The 26,754-nt window shown below is 60.1% G+C and carries 18 protein-coding genes and 1 pseudogene; 14 read left to right on the plus strand and 5 right to left on the minus strand.

Annotated elements, in window-relative coordinates; genetic code table 11:
- Positions 1-359 precede the first annotated feature (359 nt).
- From LOY35_RS12260 to LOY35_RS12270, 3 genes are read left to right on the plus strand one after another with little or no spacing between them, the layout of a single operon-like run.
- On the plus strand, positions 360-1,244 hold the full coding sequence (locus LOY35_RS12260) for an ABC transporter ATP-binding protein (protein WP_258632810.1): 885 nt from the start codon (positions 360-362) through the stop codon (positions 1,242-1,244).
- Positions 1,241-4,345 carry an ABC transporter permease gene (locus tag LOY35_RS12265; RefSeq protein WP_258632812.1) on the plus strand — a complete coding sequence of 1,035 codons (3,105 nt, stop codon included), beginning with the start codon at positions 1,241-1,243 and terminating at the stop codon, positions 4,343-4,345. The genes LOY35_RS12260 and LOY35_RS12265 overlap by 4 nt, the downstream gene beginning before the upstream one ends.
- Positions 4,346-4,378: 33 nt before the next feature.
- Complete coding sequence (locus LOY35_RS12270) at positions 4,379-6,529, plus strand: TonB-dependent receptor (protein WP_258632813.1); 2,151 nt, start codon at positions 4,379-4,381, stop codon at positions 6,527-6,529.
- Positions 6,530-6,571: 42 nt separating this feature from the next.
- Here LOY35_RS12270 and LOY35_RS12275 read toward each other — a convergent pair whose 3' ends face one another.
- Entirely contained in the window at positions 6,572-8,692 is a 2,121-nt protein-coding gene (locus LOY35_RS12275) for a TonB-dependent receptor (RefSeq protein WP_258632815.1), read from the minus strand.
- A gap of 165 nt (positions 8,693-8,857) precedes the next feature.
- Here LOY35_RS12275 and LOY35_RS12280 point away from each other — a divergent pair, with 165 nt between their 5' ends.
- On the plus strand, positions 8,858-9,847 hold the full coding sequence (locus LOY35_RS12280; protein WP_258632817.1) for a helix-turn-helix transcriptional regulator: 990 nt from the start codon (positions 8,858-8,860) through the stop codon (positions 9,845-9,847).
- Between the two features lie 57 nt (positions 9,848-9,904).
- Here LOY35_RS12280 and LOY35_RS28555 read toward each other — a convergent pair.
- A pseudogene (locus LOY35_RS28555) lies at positions 9,905-9,982 on the minus strand (NAD(P)-dependent oxidoreductase); the annotation flags it as partial.
- A gap of 118 nt (positions 9,983-10,100) precedes the next feature.
- Here LOY35_RS28555 and LOY35_RS12285 point away from each other — a divergent pair.
- Positions 10,101-10,721, plus strand: coding sequence for a TetR/AcrR family transcriptional regulator (locus LOY35_RS12285; RefSeq protein ID WP_258632819.1), 621 nt, complete (start codon positions 10,101-10,103; stop codon positions 10,719-10,721).
- Between the two features lie 181 nt (positions 10,722-10,902).
- The gene (locus LOY35_RS12290) at positions 10,903-11,709 is read left to right on the plus strand and encodes an oxidoreductase (protein ID WP_258632821.1); all 807 of its coding nucleotides are present in this window, start codon (positions 10,903-10,905) and stop codon (positions 11,707-11,709) included.
- A gap of 129 nt (positions 11,710-11,838) precedes the next feature.
- Here LOY35_RS12290 and LOY35_RS12295 read toward each other — a convergent pair whose 3' ends face one another.
- Positions 11,839-13,299 carry an efflux transporter outer membrane subunit gene (locus LOY35_RS12295; protein ID WP_258632822.1) on the minus strand — a complete coding sequence of 487 codons (1,461 nt, stop codon included), beginning with the start codon at positions 13,297-13,299 and terminating at the stop codon, positions 11,839-11,841.
- Positions 13,300-13,390: 91 nt separating this feature from the next.
- On the opposite strand from LOY35_RS12295, the gene LOY35_RS12300 reads away from it, so the two are divergent.
- The 5 genes from LOY35_RS12300 (at position 13,391) to LOY35_RS12320 (ending at position 21,055) form a co-directional block, all read left to right on the plus strand.
- Positions 13,391-14,014, plus strand: coding sequence for a TetR/AcrR family transcriptional regulator (locus tag LOY35_RS12300; protein WP_258632823.1), 624 nt, complete (start codon positions 13,391-13,393; stop codon positions 14,012-14,014).
- 73 nt (positions 14,015-14,087) lie between these two features.
- A complete protein-coding gene (locus tag LOY35_RS12305; protein ID WP_258632824.1) occupies positions 14,088-15,191 on the plus strand; it encodes an efflux RND transporter periplasmic adaptor subunit in 1,104 nt (367 codons plus the stop codon).
- The gene (locus LOY35_RS12310) at positions 15,188-18,277 is read left to right on the plus strand and encodes an efflux RND transporter permease subunit (RefSeq protein WP_258632825.1); all 3,090 of its coding nucleotides are present in this window, start codon (positions 15,188-15,190) and stop codon (positions 18,275-18,277) included. The genes LOY35_RS12305 and LOY35_RS12310 overlap by 4 nt, the downstream gene beginning before the upstream one ends.
- Before the next feature lie 27 nt (positions 18,278-18,304).
- Entirely contained in the window at positions 18,305-19,597 is a 1,293-nt protein-coding gene (gene fabF, locus LOY35_RS12315; protein WP_258632827.1) for a beta-ketoacyl-ACP synthase II, read from the plus strand.
- 183 nt (positions 19,598-19,780) lie between these two features.
- Positions 19,781-21,055 carry an OmpP1/FadL family transporter gene (locus tag LOY35_RS12320; protein WP_258632829.1) on the plus strand — a complete coding sequence of 425 codons (1,275 nt, stop codon included), beginning with the start codon at positions 19,781-19,783 and terminating at the stop codon, positions 21,053-21,055.
- A 250-nt stretch (positions 21,056-21,305) separates the two neighbouring features.
- On the opposite strand, the gene LOY35_RS12325 is transcribed toward LOY35_RS12320, so the two are convergent.
- A complete protein-coding gene (locus tag LOY35_RS12325) occupies positions 21,306-21,659 on the minus strand; it encodes a DUF6124 family protein (RefSeq protein ID WP_258632831.1) in 354 nt (117 codons plus the stop codon).
- 525 nt (positions 21,660-22,184) lie between these two features.
- Here LOY35_RS12325 and LOY35_RS12330 point away from each other — a divergent pair.
- Both LOY35_RS12330 and LOY35_RS12335 read left to right on the plus strand, forming a co-directional pair.
- Positions 22,185-22,340: a hypothetical protein gene (locus LOY35_RS12330; protein ID WP_258632832.1), complete on the plus strand. Its 156-nt coding sequence runs from the start codon at positions 22,185-22,187 to the stop codon at positions 22,338-22,340.
- A gap of 205 nt (positions 22,341-22,545) precedes the next feature.
- Positions 22,546-23,469 (plus strand): Abi family protein, encoded by a 924-nt coding sequence (locus LOY35_RS12335; protein WP_258632834.1) that lies wholly within the window; start codon positions 22,546-22,548, stop codon positions 23,467-23,469.
- 199 nt (positions 23,470-23,668) lie between these two features.
- Here the strand turns inward: LOY35_RS12335 and LOY35_RS12340 are convergent, their stop codons facing one another.
- A complete protein-coding gene (locus tag LOY35_RS12340; RefSeq protein ID WP_258632836.1) occupies positions 23,669-24,022 on the minus strand; it encodes a DUF6124 family protein in 354 nt (117 codons plus the stop codon).
- 1,230 nt (positions 24,023-25,252) lie between these two features.
- On the opposite strand from LOY35_RS12340, the gene LOY35_RS12345 reads away from it, so the two are divergent.
- A complete protein-coding gene (locus tag LOY35_RS12345; protein WP_258632838.1) occupies positions 25,253-26,683 on the plus strand; it encodes an IS1182 family transposase in 1,431 nt (476 codons plus the stop codon).
- Positions 26,684-26,754 lie beyond the last annotated feature (71 nt).

Below are 26,754 nucleotides of genomic sequence, written 5' to 3' on the forward strand. Positions count from 1 at the left end.
CTCAACGTCTTCTCATAGCTATTGTCCGGGCCGGGGTTGGCCCAGGCGTGGGGGCAGCAAGTGCATGGCCGAGATGCTAGTCATTCTCATTTTCGCGACTACCCGGATCGAATCGTTTTAGCCCCGGATCCATTTACCCCCTGCATGCTTGAACAATGCCGGCGCGGGGGCGGGCGGCAGAGAGCGGCGCGATACGGTTGGAAAATGACTTGAATCGGGTAGAGCCCGATCGACGGCCTGACTACCGTCGCTCGCTGCGCTTTCCAGGGCGCAGGTTTCCCCTCCCACATAAGCGTCGTCCGGTCAGACTCGGCTCACCCCGCGATCCCGGTACTGGCGCGCCGTCCACGGAGTTGCAGATGCCAGTCGATTCGGGTTTACAAGTGCGCGGGTTACGCAAGCGCTACAGCAATGGTGTCCAGGCGCTGGACGGTGTGGACCTGAGGGTCGGTCCCGGGATGTATGGGTTGCTGGGCCCCAACGGGGCCGGCAAGAGCAGCCTGATGCGCACACTGGCGACCCTGCAGCAGCCGGACGCCGGCAGTATTCACCTGGATGGCGTGGACGTGCTGACCGACTCCAATCATCTGCGTCGACGCCTGGGCTATCTGCCGCAGCAGTTGGGCGCGTATCCGGGCGTCAGCGCGCGGGATCTGCTGGATCGTTTTGCCTGGCTGAAGGGCCGTACCCAGGCACGCCAGCGTCGGGAGGAAGTCGAGGCTCTGCTGGACAAGGTCAACCTGCAAGAAGCAGCGCACCGAGCCGTGGCCACGTATTCAGGCGGCATGTTGCGCCGGTTCGGAATCGCCATGGCCCTGGTGGGTTCGCCGCGGCTATTGATTGTCGACGAACCCACGGCGGGATTGGACCCGGCGGAGCGCAATCGCTTTCATCGGGTGCTGGCGGATGTCGCCGCCCAGTCCATTGTCTTGCTGTCGACCCATATCGTCGAGGACGTCGAGAACCTGTGCAGCCGCTTGGCGGTACTGGCCGGCGGGCGGATCATTGTCGAAGGCCGTCCGGCGGATCTGCTCGCGGCCGAGCAGGGTCGGCTGTGGGAGGCTTCGTTTGGCCGAGGCGAAACCTTGCCCGAGGCGCTGCATGTGGCGGCCAGCCCTGACGGCAGTCGTGTCATCGTGCATGGCGAACGCCCTGTCGACCCGCGTTTCACGCCCCGGGCGCCGCGCCTGGAAGACATCTATTACCTGGCCCTGGCCCAGGCCGGTGAGGCGCTCGACGCATGAGTACGTTCGCTCTGCTGATGCGCGAGGCCTGGGTGGAAGTGCGCGCCGGGCTGCGCAGCGGCATCCCTTTGCTGGTGTTTCTCGGTCTGACCGGCTATCTGCTGATGTCGCTGACCAACGCGGATTACGTACAGAAAATGGGCGCCAGCGACATCGCCCGCAATGCGCCGAGCCTGATCTACCTGATGTCGTGCGGGTGCATGTTCTTCCTGTTTTTTGCCTGGGCCTGGGTCTTTGCCCAGCCGGCGCTCAGGGATCGCAAGGCGCAACTGGAGGAGGTCCTGCTGGCCTTGCCGCTGTCATTACCGACCCTGTTATGGGGCCGGTTCATCGGCGCTGCCGTGGTCGGCGGGTTGCTTGCCAGTTCGTTGATTGTCGGGTTTCTGGTCAGCCCTGTACTGGGCTGGCTGGGTTGGGTGCCGATGGCGAGCATCGGGGCGCCGGCGTGGCCGGCCCTGGGTTTTGCCTGGGTGGCCTTGCTGTTGCCGGTGAGCACCGGTATCGGTGCCCTGTATTACCTGCTGGCCTTGCGCAGTCGAGGCCTGGCCGCGCCCTTTGGCCTGGCCACGGTATTGATGCTGTTGTGGATGTTCGCCGTGGTGGTGCTCAAGGGTGGGCATATCAACCCGCTGTTGGCCGCGAGCCTCGATCCGTCGTTGTTCACCTTTGCCCAGGCCCAGGTGGAAACCTGGACCGCTGCTCAAAAATCCCAGTCCTTACTGGCATTGACACCGGGATTCTGGCTCAACAGGGGCCTGTGGTGCGCAGTGCCGTTGCTGCTGCTCGCCGGGGTGCTGGCCCGAATCAGTCGTCAGGGTCTGATGGGGCGTCGCGGCGGTGCGTTGCTGGCGGAACCGCCAATGCGTCTGGCCCCCACCGTTCGTTTGCCGGGGGCGTTAGCAGCCTCTCATTGGTCGGTGGCTTTGTGGCGTGAGACCCGCTGGCAATTGCGGCAGATAGCCGCCCGCAAGATCTGGTGGGTGGCGCTTGGCTTGTTGCTGGTAATGGGGATGCTCAGTGGCTTTGTTCACGTGGTCTGGCATGCCCGGGGAGCGATGGTGCCCCGTGCGGATCTGATCCTGCCGCTGCTGTCCAGTGCCTTGTTCCTGGTGATTGCGTTCATCATCGCGGCGCTGGTGGGGCTGGTGAGCCGGCGTGATGACGTGGAAGGGCTGGATGCGATGTTGCAGGCGACCCCCGCACCGGTGTGGTTGCGCCTGCTGGGGCGTGCGGCCTGCGTAACAATCACCACGTTGATGCTGGCCCTGGTGCCCGGCCTGGCCAGCCTGCTGATCAGCGCCATCACCGCGCCTGGCAGCATGGCGCCGGGTTTTGTGCTGATCTATCAGGGGTTGGTCTTCGCGCCGCCCCTCTTGGAGTTGGCGATGTTGACGGTGCTGGTTCATGCACTGATTCGTCGCGCCGGCCTGGCGTACGCCACTTCGATGCTGCTGACGTTTTTCCTGGTGCTCAACCACGAGCTCGGCCTGGTCAGCTATCCGCCGTATGAAATGGCGATCCCCGGCCATGTGGCCCTGTCTGGCCTCACGGGCTGGGCGCCCTGGTTGCCCTTTCTCACGACCTTGGCGAGCTGGAAACTGGCCGGATGCCTGGTGATGGTGGCGATCGCTGCATTGTTCTTGCCTCGCGGGCCGCAACGGCGGCGTTTGATGGATATGCGTCAACACCTGATGGGGGTGCCCGGAGTCCTGCTGGCGTTGGGGGCCACAGGCATGCTCGGCAGCGGCGTGATGTTGCACCGTCAGTTGGTGGAGCGTGGCGATTACCAGTCCGCCGTGCAGGCGCGTGCCGAGCGCGCGGCCTGGGAACAGCGCTGGCTGGCCGGCGCCGGAGCCTGGCAGGTAGCGGGCGGCCGTCTGCGATTGAGGGTCGATCGTTCGAACCGACGGATCGAGGGGCATTGGGCCCTGGACGGGGTGACCGCTGCCAAGGGGCATCTGGATGCAGAATTGCCTCCCGGCACACAGGTCACCACCGTCAGTGTCATGGGCCGTCCGGTGACCTTTGAACAGGCAACGGATCACCTGCGAGTGCCGTTGAACGAGTGTGCGGTGGCTGGCTGCAGCGTGGAGCTGAACTGGACCCTGGACGCCATCGGATGGCCTGGCGAAGGCGAAGGCTTCTGGCTAGGCCCCCACGGTGTCTGGCTGGAGGCACGCCGAGTCATGCCACGCCTGGGCGTCGACAGTGAACGCGGGTTGCGGGCACCGGTACAACGCAGCGAAGCCGGGTTATCGTCCGAGGCGCCGATGCTGCCAGCCGGTTCGGCCGTTGCGGCGTACGCCATGGCTCCTGCGGGCACCTGGCACTGGCTGATCGAGACCGACACTCAGTCCATCAGTGCCAGCAGCCAGGGTCCCCTGGACTTTGCCTATACGTGGACAACGAAAGCGTCCGTGCAAGCCCTTCGGGGCATGCAGGTGCTGACAGATGCTGGCCGTTTGCACACCGCTGGCGAGGTGCGCGAAGACCTGGATGCCATGGCCGCTTGTGTGGCAAGGCGCCTGGGCAGCTGCCCCAAGGTCGACCAGGTGAGTCAGTGGCCGACCGGCATGGGCCCGAGTCGCTTGAGCAATGGTCATCTGCTGCTGGGGCAGACGCCCGATTGGGATGTGGCAGAGACGGGCGTCGGACGTTGGACGCGGCGCAGCCATATCGCCGAGCTGCTGGCGCGCCAAGTGTTGATCGATGCAAGTGACCTGCGCCAGGCGCCGGGCTACCTGTTGCTCAGCCAGGGCATCGCCGGAGCCATCGGCTTGCTATGCGTGGGTGACGTCGATGGTCCGCAAGCCCGGTCGACGCTGGTCAAGCTCAAGGCCGAAGACTTGACCCGGGCATTGGGTGGCGACGGTGAGCCCATCGGCACCCTGGCCGAGGCCCGTGAACAGAGCTGGGCGGCGTCTTATGCGCCCTTGGTCAGCCTGGAATGGGTGGCCGGCCAGAGCCCCGAACAGCTGACGGCGTTGACCGCCGGGATCCGAGCCGGCCAGGGATGGCCCTCTGCGATACGCGGCCTGCTGGGCCCGCCTTCCGATCAAGCGGTCACCGGAGCGCTCGAGCGCTGGGGGAAGCCGCAATGAATTCTATCCATCCCTTATTCCTGGAACTGTCTCATGCCGCCTGAATCTTCTCTCAAGCCGTTACGTCGTCCCGTCGGCTGGCAGGTCAATGTACTGACTCAAACCATGGCTCTGACCCTGTCCAGCCAAATGTGCACCGCTTATGCCACAGACTACCAGCCGGCCACTGTAGCGCCGCAAACCATCGAGTTGGCGCCGCTGACCGTCAGCGCCCGGCTCACTCAGGAAAGTGCCTTGGACATTCCCTTTGGCCTTTCGGTGATCGATGGGCAAGCACTGGAAACGCGTCGGCTGCGATCCCTTGAAGACGCGCTGCGTGCCACGCCAGGGGTGGATGTCAACTCCTGGGGCGGCGCCAACGATGCCAACGTGCGTATCCGTGGTGTCGGTTCTCTCAACCAGATGAGCATGGACGACGGTTCCGTGGTGCTGAATGTCGACGGTGTGCCGATGTCGGTGCGCAATGCCGCGATGGCGACCCTGGACGTACAGCAAGTCGAAGTCCTCAAGGGACCCCAAGGCACGTTGTTCGGACGTAACAGCGAGGCGGGGGCGATCAACGTCACCACCCGCAAACCCACTCGCGAGGTGGAAGGTTACGTACGCGGCGAAGTCGGCAATCAGGGCCAGTTCATGACCGAGGGCGCGGTGGGAGGTCCATTGACAGCCACTCTGGCCGGGCGCATCGCGGTGAGGCGCAGCGGTTTTGACAATTGGGTCGATGATCAACAGGACGGCGACCCGATGACCAGGCCTCGGGACCTTGCCTGGCGGGGCAGCCTGCTTTGGGACAACGACCAGGACACCACCGGGCTGCTGACCGCCGAACGCCAACGTGCCGACCAATACGCTGGCCTGGAGATGCTCCGGCCCTTTGGCGATCGCCCGACCCTGGATTACACCCCTGGGGTGTTCGATGACAACCGCAAGACCAACGAGCGCTATTCCCTTGAACTCAACCACGACCTGGCGCAGGCGCGGATCACCTCCATCAGTGCGTATACCAGCACCGACTTCAACGCGGTCAAGGGCTACGATCGCAACATTACCCGCGAGCTGTACGGCACCCCGTTCGAATACCTGATCGAAGACTCGGCCCGCGAGCAGGTGTGGAGCCAGGACCTGCGCCTGGGCTCGCTGGCAGATGACGAGGTGTTCTGGGTGACCGGCGTCAACCTATCGCGGTCCGAACGCAGTTTCGATTCCGACAACTTTACCAACGGCGCACAGCAGCGGCGCGACTTCAGCACCAACAGTTATGCCGGCTATGGAGAGATCACTTTTCCGATTGCCGAAGATTGGAAACTCACCACCGGCCTGCGCCACACTTGGGATCGCAAGACCTATGGCGCGAATTATTCCAGCGCGGGTAGCCAGGTCGGCGACAACCGCAGCCTGCGGGACAACTACAGCACCGGACGGGTGGCGCTGTCCTATGCGCTGACGCCGCAGACCAACCTGTACGCGGTTCTGTCGCGGGGCTATAAATCCGCCGGTTTCAACGATTACGCCACGTCAGTCAAAGACAGTGAAGCGTACAAGGCGGCCAAGGTGAACGCCGCCGAGGTGGGCTTCAAGCATGAAAGTGACGAGGGGGGCTTCAACCTGGAAGGGGCGTTGTTCATCACCCGCGTCCAGGATGACCATTTGCTGGGGTACGACTTCAACACCCTGGCCGTCAGCGCGGTGAATGCCGACACGCGCAGCAAGGGCGCCGAGTTGTCGAGCACCTGGCACGTGACCGACGAGCTGACCCTGGGCAGCGCGGTGAGCTACACCAATGCGGTGGTGACGTCCGATGCGCCGGGTGTGTCCGGTGGTGATGTGGCCGCCGGCAGTCGGGTACCGGATGTCCCATTATGGAGTGGGAATTTCAGCGTTGCCTGGCAGAAGGAGATAGGTGAGTTCCTGGGGTTGCCGGCGCCGCGGCTCAATACGTTGCTCAACTATAGGGTGCAGAAAAATCGCCCGGCTGACGCCCAGAACCACTATGACCTCAAAGGCTACGCCAAGCTTGATCTGCATCTGGGTCTGCAGAGCGGTGATTCTGAGGTGTACCTGTGGGGCGATAACTTGCTGGATGCGCGCTATGACCTGTATGGCTCGTATTCCACTGATCAGGTGCTGACCGGGATGCCCGGCAGAGGCCGGTCGGCGGGAGTGGGGTACAGCTATTCATTCTGAAGACGCTAGGAGAGGGCAGGGTCAAGCTGCCCCCTGCGAAGCTCAGAATTGATAGGTGTAGCCGACGCCCAGGGTGCGGCGTCGTGCCGGTGCACCGTAGGCAACTGGGGCACTGTAGAAACCGTAGGTGTCGTAGGTCTGGTTCAGCAGGTTGTCGGCAAAGGCGTAGATTTCGCCGAACTTGCCTTCCAGGCCCGTGCGCAGGTCGAGCTTCTCGTAGTTGTCCAGGTTGAAATGGTTCTGCGGGTCGGCGGCCCGTTCCCCCACCAGACGGTAATTGAGGCTGGTGTTGAGGGTGGTATCCCCCAGGCTGGCGACGCTGCCCAACGGGTGTTTCCAGGTGGCGCTGAAGTTGCCGCTCCAGCGCGGTACATCCGGGGTGCTGTTACCGGCTGCGACATCGCCTGCCTGAATGCCACTGACCGAGCTGGTGATCTTCGCATCCAGGTAGGTGACGCTGGCGGACAACGTCAGCGTCTCGTCGAAGTGCCAGGTGCCTTCCAGTTCGGCGCCACGGGTACGGGTGTCGGCGTTGAAGGCATTGGTGGCGAAGGTCGCGGCGTTGTAGCCCAACAAGTGATCATCGTGGACGCGGGTATAGAACAATGCGCCGTTGAGACTGCGACTGCGGTCATCGGCTTCGCTTTTGAAGCCCAGTTCGACGGTTCTGCTGGACGCGGCCTTGTAGGGCACGCTGTCAGTGGTTTGCGCGGCATAGTCGTTGAAACCACCGGACTTGTAGCCTCGGGCCAGTTGCACGTAGAGATTGGTTTGCGAGGTCACGGCGTAACTCAGGGCCACGCGGCCGGTGCCGTAATTGTCCGTCAGCTTGCGCGAATCCTCGATGGCACTGGCCCCGGTAAAGTATTGGCCATTGTAGGTCTTGCGGTCCCAGGAATGGCGGTAGCCGGTGGTCAATTTCAAACGTTCAGTCAGCGGGAAGGTAATCTCGCCGTAACCGGCGTAGGTGTTGGTCGTGAAGTCCCGCAGCTTGGCGCTGGAAGTGCCGTAGGTATCGCGTGGGGTGTCGTAGCTGCGCTCGTTGCGGCTGGCAGTCAGGCCCGTGACCCAGAATACATCGGCGTCGGGCAATGAACCCAGGTGCAAGTCCTGGCTCCAGCTGCGTTCGAAAGATTTATCCACCGCCCAGTATTCGCTCGGGGTGCCATAGAGCGCGCCCATCAGCTTGCTGTCGTAGGCAACCAGGCCTTCGAAGTCGACGATGGAGGTGGCCGTGGTGGAGGTCAGTCGGCTGTTTGCGAAGTCATGATCGACCTTGATCGCGTAGCGCTCGGTGGTCTTGTAGTTGTCATCAAACAAACCGGAGGTCAAGTCCAGCTCGGGGTCGCTGCCGTATGGACGCAACATCAGAACGTTGGCGGCACGTTCGGTTTGTTGCCGCTCGGCACTGAACAGCGCCTGGGTGTCATCGTTGAGGTCCCAGAGCACGCTGGCCCGGTAGGCTTCGTTGCGCGGCCTGGTGATGGGGCGGTTGGTCTGCTCATTGTCGATCCAGCTGTCGTAGCCGGCGCGGCGTACCGCCAGGCGGCCGCTGAGCTGTTCACTGATGGGACCGCCCACCGCACCTTCAGTGAGGAACTGGCCTTGTTGACCGACTTCAGCGCGCACATAGCCTGCCAATTCTCGCGTCGGTTGGCGGGTGGTGATGTTGACCGCGCCGGCCTGGCCAATGGCACCGGACAGCGTGCCTTGCGGTCCCTTGAGCACTTCGATGCGGTCGATGTCTAGGGTTTCGAAACCCAGGCTGCGGGATGAAACCGGCGCACCGTCGACGTTGAAGGCCACCGAACTGTCGTCCATCGACATCTGGTACAGCGACCCGACGCCCCGGATCATCACATTGAAATCATTCGGGCCGCCGGATGAATTGACACTGACGCCGGACGTATTGCGCAGCGCGCTTTCCAGCGTGTCGAGACGCTGGGTCCGCAGTTGTTCGCCCTCGATGACATTCAGGCTGATGGGCACTTCCTTGGGATCTTCCTGCTCCATCCGGGCAGTCACCATCGAGGCCGGCAGCTGCATGGGCTCACTGGTGGCGGCGAACACCGGATTGGCCAATGTCCAACCGATCATTGTTGTTATAGTATAACGCTTGTTGGAGGTTCGACGGATCGCCGTCGGATGATGCCGAGTGGACATGATGGAACCTTGACTGAGGAATTCTCGTTTATCGCGCGTTGCGGGGTGGCAACGGCCGTCTGGCGGAGCAACTGCATCCGAACAAATGATAGTGATTATCAATTGCGTGTAACCACCCCAATGTGATCTGATTCGAACCGGATCCGGTCATCAAGGAGATTCAAGATGTCAGCCGTTTATGAGGGGGCAAGGGACTCAATGCCGATCTCGCGCATTACCGCAAATGGGTTCGGGGACGAGTTCGGTCCGGGCACTCAATGCCGCGTGATCCGAGTGATGTTGCAGGAGGGGCTGGACGTCGTGCGCTGGCAAAGCACGTTCGAACAGCCGATGGAAATGCCTCTGCACGATGATAGCGAGCGCATTCATTTCAGCTTTACCAACGTGCTCAAGGGCAAGGCGACCTGTAGTTTTCATGACGGACGCCGCCAGCGGCGCTACGCCATCGACGAAGGCTCGGGCAATATCAGTTTCGGTCGCTGCCATCACGGCTTTTATCACCAGCACGGTGAGATCGATAACGTCACTGTCATGATTCGTCCCGAGCTGTTGTCGCAGTGGGAGCTGGAGATCGATCCGACGTTGCACAAGGCGCTGAACTGCGACCACTGTTTTCTCGAAGGTCATCGCAGCGTCGAAATGAGTGCGACGGCGCATATGCTTGGCAGCGCGATGGAGCAGGGCTCCAATGCGTCCGCTTTGCCAGCTCGCAGCAGCCTTTGGCTGTACGGGCAGAGCGTGACCTTGGTCAGCCTGTTTCTGGAGGCGCGCAGGGATGTGGGCTGTACCTGTCGCATCAGCCACACCGACCGTCGACGTCTGGTACGGGCGCGAGACCGCTTGCTCGAAGACTTGGGCAAAGCCCCCAGCCTGTCGGAGCTGGCCCGGGAAGCGGGGATGAGTCAACCCAAACTGACCCGGGGGTTCCGTCAATTGTTCTTGAACAGTGTCTATGGCGTGTTCCAGCAGGCGCGCATGACCCAGGCCCGCAACCGGTTATTGACCGGTAATGAGTCAGTGATGCGTATCGCCTCGGACTTGGGTTATGCCAATGCCAGTCATTTCGCCACGGCGTTTCGTAAGCAATTCGGGATCAACCCGTCGATTCTCAAGAATGGCGGGCGAAGCCGATCATTCGGTACCGGTGCGTCCTGAATTTATGCGGAGCGCAGACAACTGCCGTTCCCACCGTGTTCTGGCCAACCGCTCATTTCCCTCAGCCACGTCGAGGAATGTACCGGTAACAAAGGAGGCCTCCGCGCTGGCCAGCCATAGAATGGCCTGAGCACGCCTGGGGGGTTCCTTCAATCCGGGGTCATGAGAACCGTATATGAAGGCGCAGTTTTGTGACTGAATTGTATTTTGGTCATTGCTTGTCACCCCATGGGGGGACAGGTAAGCTGGCGCCATGAATCAATCATCTTTCCCTTCGCGCAATGTCCGTGGTCCTGTCGACCATGAAATCCGAGCCCAGATTGTCGCAGCGGCGAATGAGCATTTCAGTCGCTATGGCTATGGCAAAACCACGGTCTCGGATCTGGCCAAGGCCATTGGTTTTTCCAAGGCCTACATCTACAAGTTCTTCGATTCGAAACAGGCGATCGGCGAAGCCATTTGCAGCAATTGCCTGGAGACGATCGTCGCGGCGGTGGATGAAGCTGTCAGCGTAGAGTCCATCACCCCTACCGAGCGCTTTCGCCGCTTGGTGAAGACCGCGGTCGTCACCGGTGTCAGCCTGTTCTTCAACGACCGAAAGCTCTATGACCTTGCGGCATCCGCGGCGTCAGAGAGCTGGCCTTGCGCCCAGTTCTACGAAGCCAGCATTCAGGCATTCGTGCGGCAGATCGTTTCTGATGGGCGTGAGCTGGGTGAGTTCGAACGCAAGACCCCCCTGGATGAAACGGTCAATGCAATCTATCTGGCGTTGCGCCCGTACATCAACCCGCTGCTGTTGCAATACAGCCTCGATGGCGTCGAAGACGCGTCCACGAGCATCGCCAATCTGATCCTGCGTAGCCTCATGCCTTGAGTAGCGGCCAGTGACTCTTGCTGCCGCGTCCCATCACGACATATTTCGCGTCCATTTGATAAAAGCAGGATAAACGCCGTGTTCCCCTGCGAGGAATCGTCATCATGGATTGTGACCATTGACTAAATTGGTTACTCGGTAGAGAGTGTGTCTCTCGATAATCCCTACCAGAGGAACCGCTATGTCGAACGCTAAAGTTGTCCTTGTCACCGGTGTGTCATCGGGCATTGGACGCGCCACTGCGCAATTGTTTGTCAGGCAAGGTTGCCAGGTGTTTGGCAGCGTACGCAGCATTACCCAATCGGCCCCGTTGCCAGGTGTCGAACTTGTCGAGATGGACGTTCGCGACGACGCTTCTGTTCAGCGCGCAATCGAGACGGTGATCGTTCAGGCCAAGCGCATTGATGTGCTGATCAATAACGCGGGCGGATCGTTGGTAGGCTCGGTAGAAGAAACCTCGATCGCCGAAGCCCAATCGTTGTTCGATACCAACGTGTGGGGTGCCCTGCGTACGGCACAAGCGGTACTGCCGCATATGCGTGAGCAGCGTTCGGGAAGAATCGTCAACGTCAGCTCGGTACTGGGTTTTCTTCCTGCGCCGTACATGGGCCTCTACTCGGCATCCAAGCACGCTATAGAGGGGATGTCCGAGACGCTGGATCATGAGGTGCGCAAGTTTGGCGTCCGCGTGGTGTTGGTCGAGCCGTCATTCACCAGGACCAACCTGGATCTCAATGCGCCGCAAACGACTGGCAGAATTCCGGCCTATGAAAAAGACCGCGATACAGTGACTCGCGCGATCATTAAAAGTGTCCAGGGCGCACCAGGCCCCGATGGTGTGGCGGCGACGATTGTCGAGGCTGCCTTGGGCGCGTGGAAAATGCGCCGCACGCCTAAAGGCGAGGCCTCTCTTCTGCGCAAACTGCGCCGTTTCATGCCGGCGGGCCCTGTCGACTCCAGCTTGAGAAAAACATTTGGCCTGAGTTGAACGCATGCCTGCGAGCAGTGACGACCGTAGGGAAGGATTGGTTGGTGAAAACCCAGGCGTAGCCAGGTTCTGGTTGTGCCGCTTGAGACCGTGCTTAGCCATGACGGTCTCATTTGCAGGGACATGCAATCAGCGTGTAGCCACGGGTTGGGTTTCAACAGGCTGCCAACCGCCACCGAGCGCCCGGAACGCCGCGACTGCTGCGCGTGCCGACTCTGTCTGGGCCTGAGCCCTGGCGTCGGAGGCCTGCAACATTGTTTCATCGGCGTGCAGCACATCGATCAGGCTGGCCGAGCCTTTCTGGTAGGCGATGAAGGACGACTGCCGGGCACTGGTCAAGGCGATTTCACCTCCGGTCAACGCCGATGCCTGTGCCTCGCGATTGACCAGCGCGGAAAATGCGTTCTCGACGTCTTCGGTGGCTCTCAGCACTGACTGGCGATAGGCAGCCAGCGCTTCGGCTTCCTGTCCTTTCGCCTGGTCGATCTGCGCGTTGATACGGCCGAAATCGAAAAGCCTCCAGCGCAACCCCAGGATCCCCGAGGCCTGGCTGGCCCCACTGGAGAACAGGTTGCCGCTGGAAACGGCTGTCGCGCTGCCAATCAAGGCGCTGAGTGAAAACTTTGGATAGTACTCGCTGATCGCCACCCCGATGCGTGCATTGGATGCCGCCAGTCTACGCTCGGCCACGATGAGGTCCGGCCGGCGGCGCAGCAGATCGGCCGGCGTTCCAGCCGAGGTAATCTGTGGCGCCTGAGGAATCGCCCCCGACGCGGTCAATTGAGCTCGGTGGGTGCCGGGCGGGGTGCCGAGGATGACGTCCAGTGCGTTCATTGCCGCATCCAGACCGGTGTTGAGGACCGGCACTGTCGCTTGAACCTGGGCAAGCGCCCCCTCGGTCTGGCGAACCTGAAATTCGGCGGCAAGTCCTTTGCTGTGGAGCAGCTGTACTTTCTCCAGCAAGTCCTGTTGCGTTTTGACCTGTCGATTGGCAATGACCAGTCGGGCCTGTAAGCCGCGCAGGGTGATATAGATATCCGCTGTCTGCGCGGCGACGGCCAGGCGCGTTGCGGTGAAACCTGCTTCGGACGCCTGGTATTCAGCCAGCTCCGCCTCGCGGCCTCGACGCAGGCCGCCGAACACATCCACCTCCCAGCTTGCGCCGAGGTTCAGTTCATAGAGATTGCCATGGCGATCATAGCCAGGCGTCGAGTTGAGCACTTGGCCCAGTGGCGTTTCGACTGACTGATAAGCGCGTGCGGCTTGTCCGCTGACGTTGCCCGACGGCAACAGGGCTGCGGTCGCCGCGCCAAGTCCCGCACGTGCCTGGGTGACCCGTGCGGACGCTTGGGCCAGGTCGAGATTCTGCGCAAGCGCCTTGGCGATGAAGTCACTCAGCAAAGGATCACCGAAGCCTTCCCACCAGCCGGCAAAGTTCGCCGGGCGGGCTGCCGTTCTTTGTTGAACGGCGGATTGAGCCTGATAACGGTCCGCCAGCGGAGCGTCCGGACGCTGATAGTCAGGGCCCACCGCGCATCCCGCCATCAGGCCGGAGTTCACAAGCAGAGCAAGCGTACGGAGGGAAGGCATGGCGACTCCTGATTTAGCCAATACAATGCGTGACCATATTACCAATTGGTCACTCGTTGTCAATCCAGGTTCCGGGGGCTAAGCTGGAAAAATGACCAGACACATACATGCACCCCAGATACGTGGGCCGTCAGACCATAGTGTCCGTGATCAAGTCGTGGAGGCCGCCACCCTGCACTTTGGCCACTATGGATATGAAAAGACGACCGTGTCTGACATCGCCAAGGCCATTGGCTTCTCCAAGGCCTATATCTATAAATTTTTCGATTCCAAGCAGGCAATCGGAGAGGTGATCTGTACGAATCGTCTCGTCATGCTCATGGGGATTATGGATTCAGCGATCGCGGATGCGCCGACGGCTTCTGAGAAGCTGGAGCGTCTGTTCCGGGCGTTGGCGGAGGCGGGCAGCGACTTGTTCTTTCATGATCGCAAGCTCTACGACATTGCCGCCACTGCCGCTCGCGAGCAGTGGCTTCCCGCGCAGGCGCATGACGAACGCTTGCGCCAGCTGATCCAACAAATCCTCCTGGAGGGGCGTGAGTCGGGGGAATTCGAGAGAAAAACCCCATTGGATGAAGCCGTCCAGGCGATCTATCTGGTCATGAGGCCTTATGCCAATCCCGTGCAATTGCAATACAACCTCGACACGGCGTCATCGGCCGCAGCGCTTCTGTCGACGCTGTTGTTGCGGAGTTTATCAACCCATTCATCCTGATATTTGTGACTATTGACATTATTGGTCACTAGACCGAAGATGCGTTCCTGTTCTGTAAATTGAGTAGAGAATCATGCTTCGGCTAAAACCTGTTGCCGTCTGCTTAATGCCTCTCGTCCTGGCGGCGTGCGGTAATTCATCGACCGCCGTCGACGCACGCACCCAGCCCCCTCTGGTAAGGGTCGCTGGCGTCGAGGACTCGGTCGACATCGCCCGTTCGTTCACTGGCGTTGTGGTCGCTCGGGTCCAGAGCGATCTCGGCTTTCGAGTGTCGGGGAAAGTACAGGAGCGTCTGGTGGATGCCGGCCAGACGGTCAAGCGTGGTCAGCCACTCATGCGCCTGGACCCGGTCGACCTTGGCCTGCAGGCGCGTGCGCAGCAACAGGCCGTGGCCGCTGCCCGGGCGCAAGCCAAGCAGACGGCGGATGACGAGGCTCGTAATCGGGAACTGGTGACGGCGGGGGCGATCTCGGCCTCTGCATACGACCAGGCAAAGGCCGCGGCTGACACGGCAAAGGCACAGCTCAGCGCTGCGCAGGCGCAGGCCGATGTGGCCAGCAATGCCATGGGCTATGCGACCCTGCTGGCCGACGCCGATGGCGTCGTGATGGACACCCTGGCCGAACCTGGCCAGGTCGTCAGTGCGGGACAGCTGGTGGTCAAGCTGGCACGCGCCGGTCAACGCGAAGCCAGCGTGAATCTGCCCGAAACGCTGCGCCCGGTCGTGGGCTCAGTGGCCCAGGCGACGTTGTACGGCAACGACAAGGCAACCACTGTTGCGAAGCTGCGGCTGCTTTCCGATGCCGCCGATCCGGTAACGCGCACCTTCGAGGCCAGGTACGTGCTGGGAGGCGCGCTGGCCAACGCGCCGCTCGGTTCCACCGTCACACTCAATATCGCCCAGGACAAGTTGCCGGGGCAGGCGCTGCGAGTGCCTGTCGCGGCTGTTTTCGACGCGGGTAAAGGCCCGGGTGTATGGGCGATTTCCGGCGAGCCGGCGAAAGTCTCGTGGCGTCCGGTTCAGGTCCTCGGTCTGGGCGATGACACGGCCACGGTCGTTGGCAACCTCAAGCAGGGCGAACAGATCGTGGCATTGGGCGCGCATTTGCTACACGACGGCGATGAGGTTCGGGTGGCGCAACAGGAACAGGTTGTCGCCAAGGGGAACCAGCCATGAGCGAGGGGCGTTTCAATCTCTCGGCGCTTGCGGTTCATGAGCGATCGATCACACTTTTCCTGATCGTTCTGATTACGGTTGCCGGTGTCCTGGCGTTCTTCGGTTTGGGGCGTGCGGAGGATCCTCCCTTCACCGTCAAGCAGATGACGATCATCTCTGCCTGGCCGGGGGCTACCGCGCAGGAGATGCAGGACCAGGTCGCCGAGCCGCTGGAAAAGCGCTTGCAGGAATTGAAGTGGTACGACCGCACTGAAACCTACACGCGGCCTGGGTTGGCGTTCACCATGGTGTCGCTGCTGGACACCACGCCGCCTGCAGAAGTACAGGAAGAGTTCTACCAGGCCCGCAAGAAAATCGCGGATGAAGCGAAGACCCTGCCGGCCGGTGTCATCGGACCGATGGTCAACGATGAGTTCTCGGACGTGACCTTTGCGCTGTTTGCATTGAAGGCCGAGGGCGAGCCGCAGCGCTTGCTCGCACGCGATGCCGAGTCGTTGCGCCAGCGCCTCCTGCATGTGCCGGGCGTGAAAAAGGTCAACATCATCGGCGAGCAGTCCGAGCGCATCTTCGTGTCGTTCTCCCATGATCGGCTGGCGACCCTTGGGCTTTCCCCCCAGGATATTTTTGCCGCGCTGAACAGTCAGAACGTGCTGACGCCCGCCGGCTCGATCGACACCAAGGGACCGCAGGTATTCGTGCGCCTGGATGGCGCGTTCGACAAGCTCGAGAAAATTCGCGATACGCCGATTGTGGTGCAGGGGCGGGCGCTGAAGCTCTCGGATGTTGCAACGGTGGAACGTGGCTACGAAGACCCGGCGACTTTCCTGGTCCGCAACAAAGGCGAGCCTGCCCTGTTGCTGGGTGTCGTGATGCGAGAAGGCTGGAACGGCCTGGATCTGGGCAAGGCGCTGGATGCCGAGACGGCCAGTATCAACGAAGGCATGCCGCTGGGCATGACGTTCACCAAGGTCACCGATCAGTCGGTGAATATCAGTTCGGCCGTCGACGAGTTCATGATCAAGTTCTTCGTCGCGCTGCTGGTGGTGATGCTGGTCTGCTTCCTCAGCATGGGCTGGCATGTGGGTGTAGTGGTGGCCGCGGCTGTGCCGTTGACCCTCGCTGTGGTGTTCATGGTGATGGCCGCCACCGGCAAGAACTTCGACCGCATCACCCTTGGGTCACTGATCCTGGCGTTGGGCCTGCTGGTGGACGACGCCATCATCGCCATCGAAATGATGATGGTCAAAATGGAGGAGGGTTACGACCGGATCAAGGCCTCGGCCTATGCCTGGAGCCATACCGCCGCCCCCATGCTCGCCGGTACGCTGGTGACGGCCGTCGGCTTCATGCCCAACGGCTTCGCGCATTCAACCGCGGGCGAGTACACCAGCAATATGTTCTGGATCGTCGGCATTGCCCTGATCGCCTCCTGGGTGGTCGCGGTGGTGTTCACGCCTTATCTGGGTGTGAAGCTGTTGCCGCACGTCAAGAAAGTCGAGGGTGGCCACGCGGCCATCTATGACACACCTCACTACAATCGTTTTCGCCGGTTGCTGACACGGGTCATCGCTCGCAAATGGCTGGTGGCCGGAGCGGTGATTGGCTTTTTTGTCATAGCCATCCTCGGCATGGGCCTGGTCAAGAAGCAGTTTTTCCCCGCCTCTGATCGTCCCGAAGTACTGATCGAAGTGCAGATGCCTTACGGCACCTCTATCGAACAGACCAGCGCGACGACGGCCAGCATTGAAGCCTGGCTGCAAAAGCAGGACGAAGCGAAAATCGTCACCTCCTATATCGGACAGGGTTCACCGCGTTTCTACCTGGCGATGGCGCCGGAGCTACCCGATCCGTCGTTCGCCAAGATGGTAGTGCTGACAGGCAGCCAGGAGGAGCGCGAAACCCTCAAGCACCGTCTTCGCCAGGCGGTGGCTGATGGACTTGCGCCTGAAGCCCGTGTGCGGGTTACCCAACTGGTGTTCGGTCCGTATTCACCCTTTCCTGTCGCTTACCGGGTGATGGGCCCGGATCCCGCCAGGTTGCGTGAGATTGCCGGCCGGGTCGAGGCTGTCATGCGCGCAAGTCCCCTGATGAGGACCGTCAACACCGACTGGGACACACGCATACCGACACTGCATTTCTCATTGGACCAGAACCGCTTGCAGGCGGTTGGGCTGACGTCCAGTGCGGTCGGCCAGCAATTGCAGTTCCTGCTGTCGGGGATCCCGATCACGTTTGTGCGTGAAGACATTCGTTCCGTGCAAGTGGTGGGGCGCGCAGCGGGGGATATCCGCCTCGATCCGGCAAAAATCCAGGGCTTCACGCTGGTGGGCGCGGCCGGACAACGTGTTCCGCTGTCGCAGATTGGCAGCGTCGAGGTGCGCATGGAAGATCCGATTCTGCGCCGTCGTGACCGTACACCCACCATCACGGTACGCGGAGACATTGCCGAGGATCTGCAGCCGCCGGATGTTTCCACGAAAATCCTGGACGAGCTGCAGCCGATCATCAGCACGCTGCCGGCCGGATACCGCATCGAACAGGCCGGTTCGATCGAAGAGTCGGGAAAAGCCTCAAGGGCGATGTTGCCACTGTTCCCGATCATGATCGCCCTGACGCTGCTGATCATCATTCTGCAGGTCCGCTCAATGTCGGCGATGGTGATGGTGTTCCTCACCGCGCCGCTGGGATTGATTGGTGTGGTACCGACCCTGCTGATCTTCCATCAGCCGTTTGGCATCAACGCCCTGGTGGGCCTGATCGCGCTGTCGGGCATCCTGATGCGCAACACGCTGATCCTGATCGGGCAAATCGACCACAACCAGAAAGAAGGACTCGATCCATTCCATGCGGTTGTAGAGGCGACGGTGCAACGCGCCAGGCCAGTACTGCTCACGGCAATGGCCGCCATCCTGGCCTTTATCCCGCTGACTCATTCGGTGTTCTGGGGAACCCTGGCTTACACACTGATCGGCGGGACGTTCGGTGGAACGGTCATGACGCTGGTGTTCCTGCCGGCAATGTATGCCATCTGGTTCAAGATCCGTCCCGAAAAAGCAGCAAGAACCGAAGCATTGGCAGCCAACTGAACGTCGACTCAGAATCAAGAGGGTTTCATGATGAATTCCAATGATCAAACGCGAATCGTAGTCACAGGCGGCGGTATTGTCGGCCCCCTGGGATGCGGCATGGAAGAGGTCTGGCGCAGGTTGCTGGAAGGCCATTCGGGTATCCGCAGACTGCCAGATGAAATCGGTGAGGGCACGGGCGTCGCAGTGGCGGGGCAAGTGCCGACCCTGGAAGAAGATCCCGTCGCCGGTTATGCGCCCGAGCGAATCATTGCGCCCAAAGAGCGCAAGAAGATGGACCGCTTCATCGAATTCGCGCTCATGGCCGCCCATGAAGCGCTGGAACAGGCAGGCTGGCATCCCACGGATGAAGCGCAACAACAGCGGACCGCGACCATCATCGCTTCCGGGGTCGGCGGTTTCGGTGCGATTGCCGAAGCCGTACGGACCACGGATGCCCGTGGGCCACGCAGGTTATCGCCGTTCACCGCGCCGGCATTTCTCGCCAACATGGCCGCGGGTCATGTCTCTATCCTGAACGGTTTCAAGGGCCCGCTCGGCGCACCGGTGACGGCCTGTGCCGCCGGCGTACAAGCGATTGGCGATGCGGCGCGACTGATCAGGAGCGGTGAGGCCGATATCGCCATTTGCGGCGGCACCGAAGCGGCGATCGATCGGGTGACGCTCGGTTGCTTCGCTGCCGCCCGCGCGCTGTCCACCGGGTTCGCTGACCGACCGCAGGAGGCATCGCGTCCGTTCGATCGCGAGCGCGACGGGTTTGTCATGGCCGAAGGTGCAGGTTTGCTGGTGATCGAGTCGCTGGAGCACGCACTCGCCCGTGGCGCGACGCCGCTGGCGGAGCTGGTGGGCTACGGCACCAGCGCGGATGCCTATCACCTGACCGCAGGGCCGGAAGATGGGAGTGGGGCCCGGCGCGCCATGGAGCAAGCGTTGCGCCAGGCGGGTGTCAGTGCTGGCGAGGTACAGCACATCAACGCCCATGCGACTTCGACGCAGGTCGGCGACAAGGGCGAACTGGCGGCAATCAGGTCCGTGTTCGGCGGCCACTCAGGCGTGGCGATCAGCTCGACCAAGTCGGCCACGGGGCATTTGCTGGGAGCGGCGGGGGGCATTGAAGCGCTCTTCACGGTGCTGGCTTTGCGGGACCAGATCATTCCCCCGACGTTGAATCTCCTCAATCCCGACGAGGCCGCTGACGGTCTCGACCTGGTGGGCCTGGCGGCACGCAAGGCAACGATCACCTATGCGCTCTCGAATGGATTTGGCTTCGGCGGCGTCAATGCCAGCGTCCTGTTCCGTCGCTGGGAGTCGGCGTCGTGATCGCGAGGGGAATGTCTGCGTAGGTTTTCGTCGTGAGTATCGATTCCCATCGACCCGCAACCCGCCGTGGTCTGCGCGTGCTTTGGGCGCGCCAGACCGTGGCGATTTTTGCTTGAGGCCAAAAGAGCCGAGGCCCCTGTTTTCCCTGCAACACCTATCTGCGACCACCCTAGAGATCCAATAATGAAAAAAATGATCTTCAAGACTCCGCTTGGCCTTGCTGTCGCTCTGGCCTCTTCGCAACTGTTCGCCAGCGGCTTTGCGCTCAATGAACAAAGCATCAGTGGGATGGGCACCGGTTTTGCCGGTCGTTCCTCTTCCGCCGATGACGCGAGCACCGTTTTCGGTAACCCGGCGGGCATGTCTCGTTTGAAGAGAGAACAAGTCAGCGTGGGTGCTGCAACGCTGTTCGCCAAATCAGACATCAGCCAGACGCGCAGCACGTTCGGCGGCCAGCAAGACGGCGACATGGTGCCCGTGGTTACGGTGCCCATGGGTTATTACGTCAATCCCATCGATGAGCATTGGGCGTTCGGTGTCGGCTTCTATGCGCCGTTCGGCCTGATAACGGACTATGGCAGTGGGTTCGCCGGTCGTTACTTCACGAACAAAAGCGAGGTCAAGACGCTGACCTTCCAACCGACGGTCAGCTACGCCTTCAATGACAAGGTTTCGATCGGTTTTGGTCCGACGATCAACCGCATCAGCGGTGAGTTGTCGGCAATGGTCCTGAACCCCTTCAGTCCCGGTACCAATGACGGCAAACTCACCAGCAAGGGCGACGATACCGCCCTGGGTTTCAACGCCGGTATTCTGGTGCAGGCCACGGACAGCACCCGGGTGGGCGTCACCTACCATTCCAAGGTCAGTTATCACCTGGATAATGCCAAGACCAAAGTCACCGGAGGTGTCTTTTCCCTGCTGGGAGTCAGCGGCGAAAGTTACGATGCTTCGCTAGACGTGGACACGCCCGAGTCCGTGGACTTCTCAGTGACCCATCAACTCAATGACGATTGGACCCTGTACCTGGGCAGCACCTGGACACGTTGGAGCCGCTTCAAAGACATCACCATTGAGAACAGCGGATTGCCTCCGGCGCTGAGCGGCACGTTGAGCAGTGTCACTGAAGAAGAGAACTGGCACGACACCTGGGCGCACGCGATTGGCGCTTCGTACCAGCTCAATAAGCAATGGGTGCTGCGCACTGGTTTTTCGGTGGATCAGTCCCCCACCAACAACACCAACCGTTCGCCACGTATTCCAACAGGTGACCGCACAGTGGTCAGCTTGGGTGCCGGGTGGACGCCCGTGGACAATGTCACCGTCGACCTCGCTTACTCCTACCTGTGGGAAGAGAGTGTGAAGGTCAACGACGCTTCAGCCAGCCGGGGCGCCTACAGCTCCAAGTACAAGAACAGCGCCAGTGGTTTCGGTACTTCCATTACTTATAAGTTCTGAATCGCGAAGGGTGGAGCGCCTCTGCGAATGGAGCAGGGTTTCGAAGGTGCGGCGTTTACGTTTGCAGCCTTCGAGCCGCGCCGGGTCGTCGTTGAGTTCGACGACCCGCACACCGTGAAGATAATCGGCCATGGGTTGCCTGCGCTGTGTTTGAAGAACATGCACAGGCCACCTCGTTCGTGCTGAATCGGCGGCTCTGTAGGCAGAAGGGTTACAAGGTCCGACTCGGCCTCACGTTACAGGCTGGGTGCTAGCGCGGATCGACGTTATCCAACGCCCGATTTGCCAATAGCTCGCTCAACTCGATGACTTGCTGAATACCCAGCGCAACATGCCGCCGCGACCCCTCAAGGTCGAACGCCAGGTCGTTGATCATGGCGTTGGCCGAGGCCAGGCTTTCGCTGAGGTTGGCGAGCAGACTTTCAGTGTCGATGCCGTCGATGACGGTGAAGAGCTGACCCGGTGGTGGGGCGGTTTTGGCATCGGTGTCTTTCGGGTTCAGATAGAAATCCAGCGCCCGATCGGTGGCCTCTTGGACTTTCTTTGGATCGAGGCCGTTGGTGCTGGGGTCTGTTTGCGGAGGGTTGGGAGTTACTTTGAACATGATGACGCTCCTATGGGGAATGGGAGCCGCCAAGACCTGTCGCTAAACAGAATGGTGGCGACTGCACGCAGGTTAGCGAACCGGACATAGGCACCCGGTAGACCCGAAGGTCTCCTACATACAGCCGCCATAACGTAATTGCAGTTAGATCCCGCAACGAAGCATGGACGCTTATGTGCCTACGGTTCGGGTCGCTAAACCCGATCACTGATGAGCAGTGACGGAAACCAAGCTACCGGTACGGCCCGGGGCACACAATCGGGCGGATTCTGGCTTAGTTGTAGGCAAAGGCGCAAGGCGACGTAGCCTCGGGACTAGGGCTCGGTGTTACGGAAGTGTATGGCTAGAGGACTCGACCCGCCGGATAAAATGGATGTCCTTTTCCGGGGTTGTAGGCAAGCTCCGATAGTTGCGTAGGAGGAGCCCTTTACGGTGTTTTTTAATCGTAACTGCCTTGATGGCCAGTTCTTCACCGGGATATTTTCCTCAGGTGGCTGAAAATTCAGCGACCGGGATTGGTACCCGATGAGTCTGCCGAAGACGCAGCGTTCATACGTGATACCGACCGGCACACGTCTGGGCTGCGCATCATTTCACGGTGATGGGCAAGGCGGCATCAAGGGCGTGGTGATGAGCGTTACGCCCAAATCCGGGCTGGCCCTGTACGGGGCGAAACCATGACGGTCCAGAGGAGCACACGCCGCATTGACGCCGCGGTGATGGGCGCAGATACTTAACCCAATAGCGCCCGAACCTCTGGTGCTGGCTCAGTCCAGCACTATGTTCGGGCCTTCTTTTTTCTGGACAAAGGATGTCGCAGCCATTAGCTCCGCCAAAGCCGTTTCGATCCTATAGCGATCTGTGCACTCTGCTCACCAGTCGTGGTATGCAGATCCTCGATGTGCCCCGCGCCAAACGTAAACTCAGTCAGATTGGCTACTACCGCTTGAGCGGATTCTGGTATCCGTGCCGTGAATTCCTTCGTAATGCCAGGGGGGACGTGGTGCTGTGCGCCGCTGGTAAAAAACCACGACGTCAAAACGCGTTTACCCCAGGCACCCATTTCGATTCCGTTATTGAACTCTATCTGTTCGACAAAAAATTGCGCCAACTGATGCTGGATGCCATTGAGCGCGTTGAGGTGCACCTACGCTCGGCAATCGCTCACGAGGTGGGTTTTCACGACCCGCTGGCCTATCAAGACATCCGCTATATCAATCCTTCGCAAACCAGGAACTTCACAACCAAACAGGGTAAGCCGCGCAACATTTGGAACGACTGGTCAAAGCGTCAAGAAGAGCAAATTGCTCGTAGCCGCGAGGACAGTATCGAGTGGCATCGACAGCAGCGTAAAGCAATGCCCTTTTGGGTGATCGTCGAAGCATGGGACTTTGGAATAGCATCCAAGTACTACGAGATACTCAAAGATGGCCATCGGAACAGAATCTGCAAACGGTTTGGCCTCACTCACGCAAGAATTCTTAAAGAATGGCTTCAGGAGATCAGCATCCTACGCAACCGGTGTGCGCACCATAGCCGCATCTGGAACCAGGTTTCAGCCAATCCTGTACCCACTGTGCCAAACGATCCCTACTTCCAGGGGCTCGGCCTCGACTCGAATGCGACGAGCCGTCTTTATGGTCTGATCGCGGTACTCTGGTATCTGGTCAAAAACATCGGCGTCAACTCGAAATGGATCCATCAGGTGGCGGATGTCATCGACGTTAAACCCACGTTGCCTGGCTGCTCGTTTGCGGCGCTGGGTTTTACTGATGAAACCGGATTCCCTCGGGGTCTGTTCGGGATATGACTGTGCTTATGCCATGGATAGGTATTGTCGTTGAGTTCGATGACCCGCACACCATGAAGATAGTCGGCCATAGGTTGCCTGTGCAGTGTTTGAAAGGACTCTGCACAGGCTGCTTCGCCCGTGCCGGTTGGGCGAGTCGGCGGCTCTGTAGGCTGGGGGGCTACAAGATCCGACTCGGGCTTACATTACAGGCTGGGTGCTAGCGCGGATCGACGTTATCCAACGCCCGATTTGCCAACAGCTCGCTCAACTCGATGACTTGCTGAATACCCAGCGCAACATGCCGCCGCGACCCCTCAAGGTCGAACGCCAGGTCGTTGATCATGGCGTTGGCCGAGGCCAGGCTCTCGCTGAGGTTGGCGAGCAGACTTTCGGTGTCGATGCCGTCGATGACGGTGAAGAGCTGACCCGGTGGTGGGTCGGTTTTGGCGTCGGTTTCTTTCGGGTTCAGATAGAAATCCAGCGCCCGATCGGTCGCCTCTTGGACTTTCTTTGGATCGAGGCCGTTGGCGCTGGGGTCTGCTTGCGGAGGCTTGGGAGTTACTTTGAACATAGTTGTGACTCTAAGAGGTAGTGGAGCCGCCTTGTCTCGCTGCTAAACGAAAAAGGGTGGCGGCTGTACGCGGGTTAGCAGACCGGACCTCTTAACCGGCAGACCCGAAGGTCTCCCGCGCACAACCACCATTACATAATGAGCGGGCACTGAGCCTGCCGGCATATGTGTGGCACTGTGCGTCAAAGGTTCTGGGCTGCTAAACCCGATCGCTGATTTTCAGCGACTCGGAGACAATAGAACCCGGGCCCATGGCGCACAAGCGGGCGGATTCTGGCTTAGTTGTAGGCAAAGGCGCAAGGCGACGTAGCCTCGGGACTAGGGCTCGGTGTTACGGGGTGTGTATGTTGTAGGACGCGATGCCTACCGTCATTAGAACCAGGGACACCCCCTTGTTGATTGAGTCTTGCCAGCCACCCGTCACGGTGGCACAGGTCGATGGTCGTGGAATGGGGGAAATCGGGCGCAACCGGCCGAGCACGAATGGCCTGAACGTAATCCAGCAGCTCTCCTGATCGTTCGGTCGTGAGGTCGTTGGTCGTGCTGAGACCACCTCGTCTCGATGACGCTCGCGTAACCAGCTCAGGCGGTGGATCTGAGCTTCCTGCCAAAGTTGCTTGATGGTCGCCAGTGGTCCTTCAAAAAACGTGGCTGGTCGACGTCGAAGACTGAAAAGTCGATGCCTTACCGCGACCGCGTGCTCTCTTGTCAGCTTTGGGCCATGCGATTGGCAGCAATCGGCCCAGAGTGTGTCAAAACCGCTTGTTAGCGGCTTCTACTCTAGTGTTTTTTCCTACTCAGCCCAGGTCAGACATCAGTTGCTCAGATTCAGTATAAGATTTCGGAAATCAGCAGGTACGCCGACAACGTGGGCTAGATGCTAGAAATCTGGGGGTTGGATGATTGCAAGCAACGTTTCATATCTTTGTCCGGTTTGTGGATACCCCGGGCTTGAAGAGCCTCCATACGATGAGGTTGGCTGCTCTTCTTTTGGCATGTGCCCGTCCTGCGGTACGCAGTTTGGCTATGATGACGCAACATCTGCTCATGCTGATTTGCGGAAATTATGGATCTCTAAAGGAATGCTTTGGTGGAGCAAAGCTCAAGCGTCGCCGAGTGGTTGGGACCCGGTAAGGCAACTACAGGCGGTTGAAAAACGCATCAATATCTGAACAGAACACCGCTCTAGCCCTGCTATGATTTCTGAGGGTTTCATCGCAGGGATCGCCCATGAAGCGCTTTATCCAAGGTGAACATCGAGGCCAAGAAACCTTCCTTCCCGCGAGCCTCGACGATTACGTCACGGATGCCAATCCGGTGCGCGTAGTCGACGCCTTTGTCGACGAACTCGACCTGGTCAAACTGGGTTTCGAAGGCGCCATACCGGCTGATACTGGCCGGCCGGCTTACCATCCCGCGATCCTGCTGAAAATCTACATCTACGGCTATCTGAACCGCATTCCATCGAGTCGGCGTCTTGAACGAGAAGCCCAACGCAACGTCGAGCTGATGTGGCTGACTGGACGTTTGATGCCCGATTTCAAGACCATCGCCAACTTCCGAAAAGACAACAGCAAGGCCATCCGAGGTGTCTGCCGCCAGTTCGTGGTGCTGTGCCAGCAGCTAGGACTGTTCGAAGAAAATCTGGTCGCCATCGACGGCAGTAAATTCAAGGCCGTCAATAACCGCGACCGCAATTTCACCAGCGCCAAGCTGAAACGGCGGATGGAAGAAATTGAATCAAGTATCAATCGGTACCTGACTGCGCTCGACGAAACCGATCGGCAAGAACCCTCGGTCGCTCAGCCCAAGGCTGCTCGTCTGCAAGAGAAAATCGACAAACTCAAAGCTCAGATGAAAGAGTTGCAGGTCATTGAAACTCAGCTCAACGAATCACCGGATAAACAGGTCTCACTGACCGATCCAGACGCCCGTTCCATGATGACGCGCGGCACTGGAATCGTCGGTTACAACGTGCAGACAGCGGTCGATACCCAGCACCATTTGATCGTTGCGCATGAGGTAACCAACGTCGGTTCCGACCGCGATCTACTCAGCTCGATGGCCAAGCAGGCCCGCGAGGCGATGGCGTCAGATACGTTGTCGGTAGTGGCTGACCGAGGTTACTTCAAAAGCGAACAAATCCTGGCTTGTCACGATGCAGGCATCACCGCCTATGTGCCCAAGCCGATGACCTCTGGAGCCAAGGCTGACGGGCGTTTCAATAACGATGCCTTCATCTATGACGCGGCAAAAAGCGAATACATTTGTCCCGCTGGAGAGGCGTTGATCTGGCGCTTTTCCAGCGTTGAAAAAGGCCTGACGCTGCACCGTTACTGGAGTTCTAATTGCCAGGGATGCGTGCTGAAATCGAAGTGCACACCGAGCAAGCAATGGCGAGTTCGGCGATGGGAGCATGAAGCCGTATTGGAGGAAATGCAGAACAGGCTGAGCAACGCGCCGGACATGATGCGAGTCCGCAAGCGTACGGTCGAGCATCCCTTCGGGACACTCAAACAATGGATGGGCGCCACACATTTCCTGACACGAAAGCTGAACGGAGTAAGTGCGGAGATGAGCTTGAATGTCCTCGCCTACAACTTGAAACGAGCAATGAAAATTCTCGGTACCAGCAGTTTAATGAAGGCGCTGTCGGCCTGAAGAGGTCTGTATTTTGGCCACCCAGCAAGGTAGAAGCGGCGCGAGGGGCTCCCAGACCCTCGTGATGATCC

It is taken from the genome of Pseudomonas sp. B21-028 (assembly GCF_024749045.1).
Lineage (GTDB): Bacteria > Pseudomonadota > Gammaproteobacteria > Pseudomonadales > Pseudomonadaceae > Aquipseudomonas.

What these genes read in the sequence shown, in the direction of transcription:
- LOY35_RS12260 (WP_258632810.1), top strand. Translation starts at nt 360, where the DNA reads ATGCCAGTCGATTCGGGTTTACAAGTGCGCGGGTTACGCAAGCGCTAC.
- LOY35_RS12265 (WP_258632812.1), top strand. Translation starts at nt 1,241, where the DNA reads ATGAGTACGTTCGCTCTGCTGATGCGCGAGGCCTGGGTGGAAGTGCGC.
- LOY35_RS12270 (WP_258632813.1), top strand. Translation starts at nt 4,379, where the DNA reads ATGCCGCCTGAATCTTCTCTCAAGCCGTTACGTCGTCCCGTCGGCTGG.
- LOY35_RS12275 (WP_258632815.1), bottom strand. Translation starts at nt 8,692, where the DNA reads ATGTCCACTCGGCATCATCCGACGGCGATCCGTCGAACCTCCAACAAG.
- LOY35_RS12280 (WP_258632817.1), top strand. Translation starts at nt 8,858, where the DNA reads ATGTCAGCCGTTTATGAGGGGGCAAGGGACTCAATGCCGATCTCGCGC.
- LOY35_RS12285 (WP_258632819.1), top strand. Translation starts at nt 10,101, where the DNA reads ATGAATCAATCATCTTTCCCTTCGCGCAATGTCCGTGGTCCTGTCGAC.
- LOY35_RS12290 (WP_258632821.1), top strand. Translation starts at nt 10,903, where the DNA reads ATGTCGAACGCTAAAGTTGTCCTTGTCACCGGTGTGTCATCGGGCATT.
- LOY35_RS12295 (WP_258632822.1), bottom strand. Translation starts at nt 13,299, where the DNA reads ATGCCTTCCCTCCGTACGCTTGCTCTGCTTGTGAACTCCGGCCTGATG.
- LOY35_RS12300 (WP_258632823.1), top strand. Translation starts at nt 13,391, where the DNA reads ATGACCAGACACATACATGCACCCCAGATACGTGGGCCGTCAGACCAT.
- LOY35_RS12305 (WP_258632824.1), top strand. Translation starts at nt 14,088, where the DNA reads ATGCTTCGGCTAAAACCTGTTGCCGTCTGCTTAATGCCTCTCGTCCTG.
- LOY35_RS12310 (WP_258632825.1), top strand. Translation starts at nt 15,188, where the DNA reads ATGAGCGAGGGGCGTTTCAATCTCTCGGCGCTTGCGGTTCATGAGCGA.
- fabF (WP_258632827.1), top strand. Translation starts at nt 18,305, where the DNA reads ATGATGAATTCCAATGATCAAACGCGAATCGTAGTCACAGGCGGCGGT.
- LOY35_RS12320 (WP_258632829.1), top strand. Translation starts at nt 19,781, where the DNA reads ATGAAAAAAATGATCTTCAAGACTCCGCTTGGCCTTGCTGTCGCTCTG.
- LOY35_RS12325 (WP_258632831.1), bottom strand. Translation starts at nt 21,659, where the DNA reads ATGTTCAAAGTAACTCCCAACCCTCCGCAAACAGACCCCAGCACCAAC.
- LOY35_RS12330 (WP_258632832.1), top strand. Translation starts at nt 22,185, where the DNA reads ATGAGTCTGCCGAAGACGCAGCGTTCATACGTGATACCGACCGGCACA.
- LOY35_RS12335 (WP_258632834.1), top strand. Translation starts at nt 22,546, where the DNA reads ATGCAGATCCTCGATGTGCCCCGCGCCAAACGTAAACTCAGTCAGATT.
- LOY35_RS12340 (WP_258632836.1), bottom strand. Translation starts at nt 24,022, where the DNA reads ATGTTCAAAGTAACTCCCAAGCCTCCGCAAGCAGACCCCAGCGCCAAC.
- LOY35_RS12345 (WP_258632838.1), top strand. Translation starts at nt 25,253, where the DNA reads ATGAAGCGCTTTATCCAAGGTGAACATCGAGGCCAAGAAACCTTCCTT.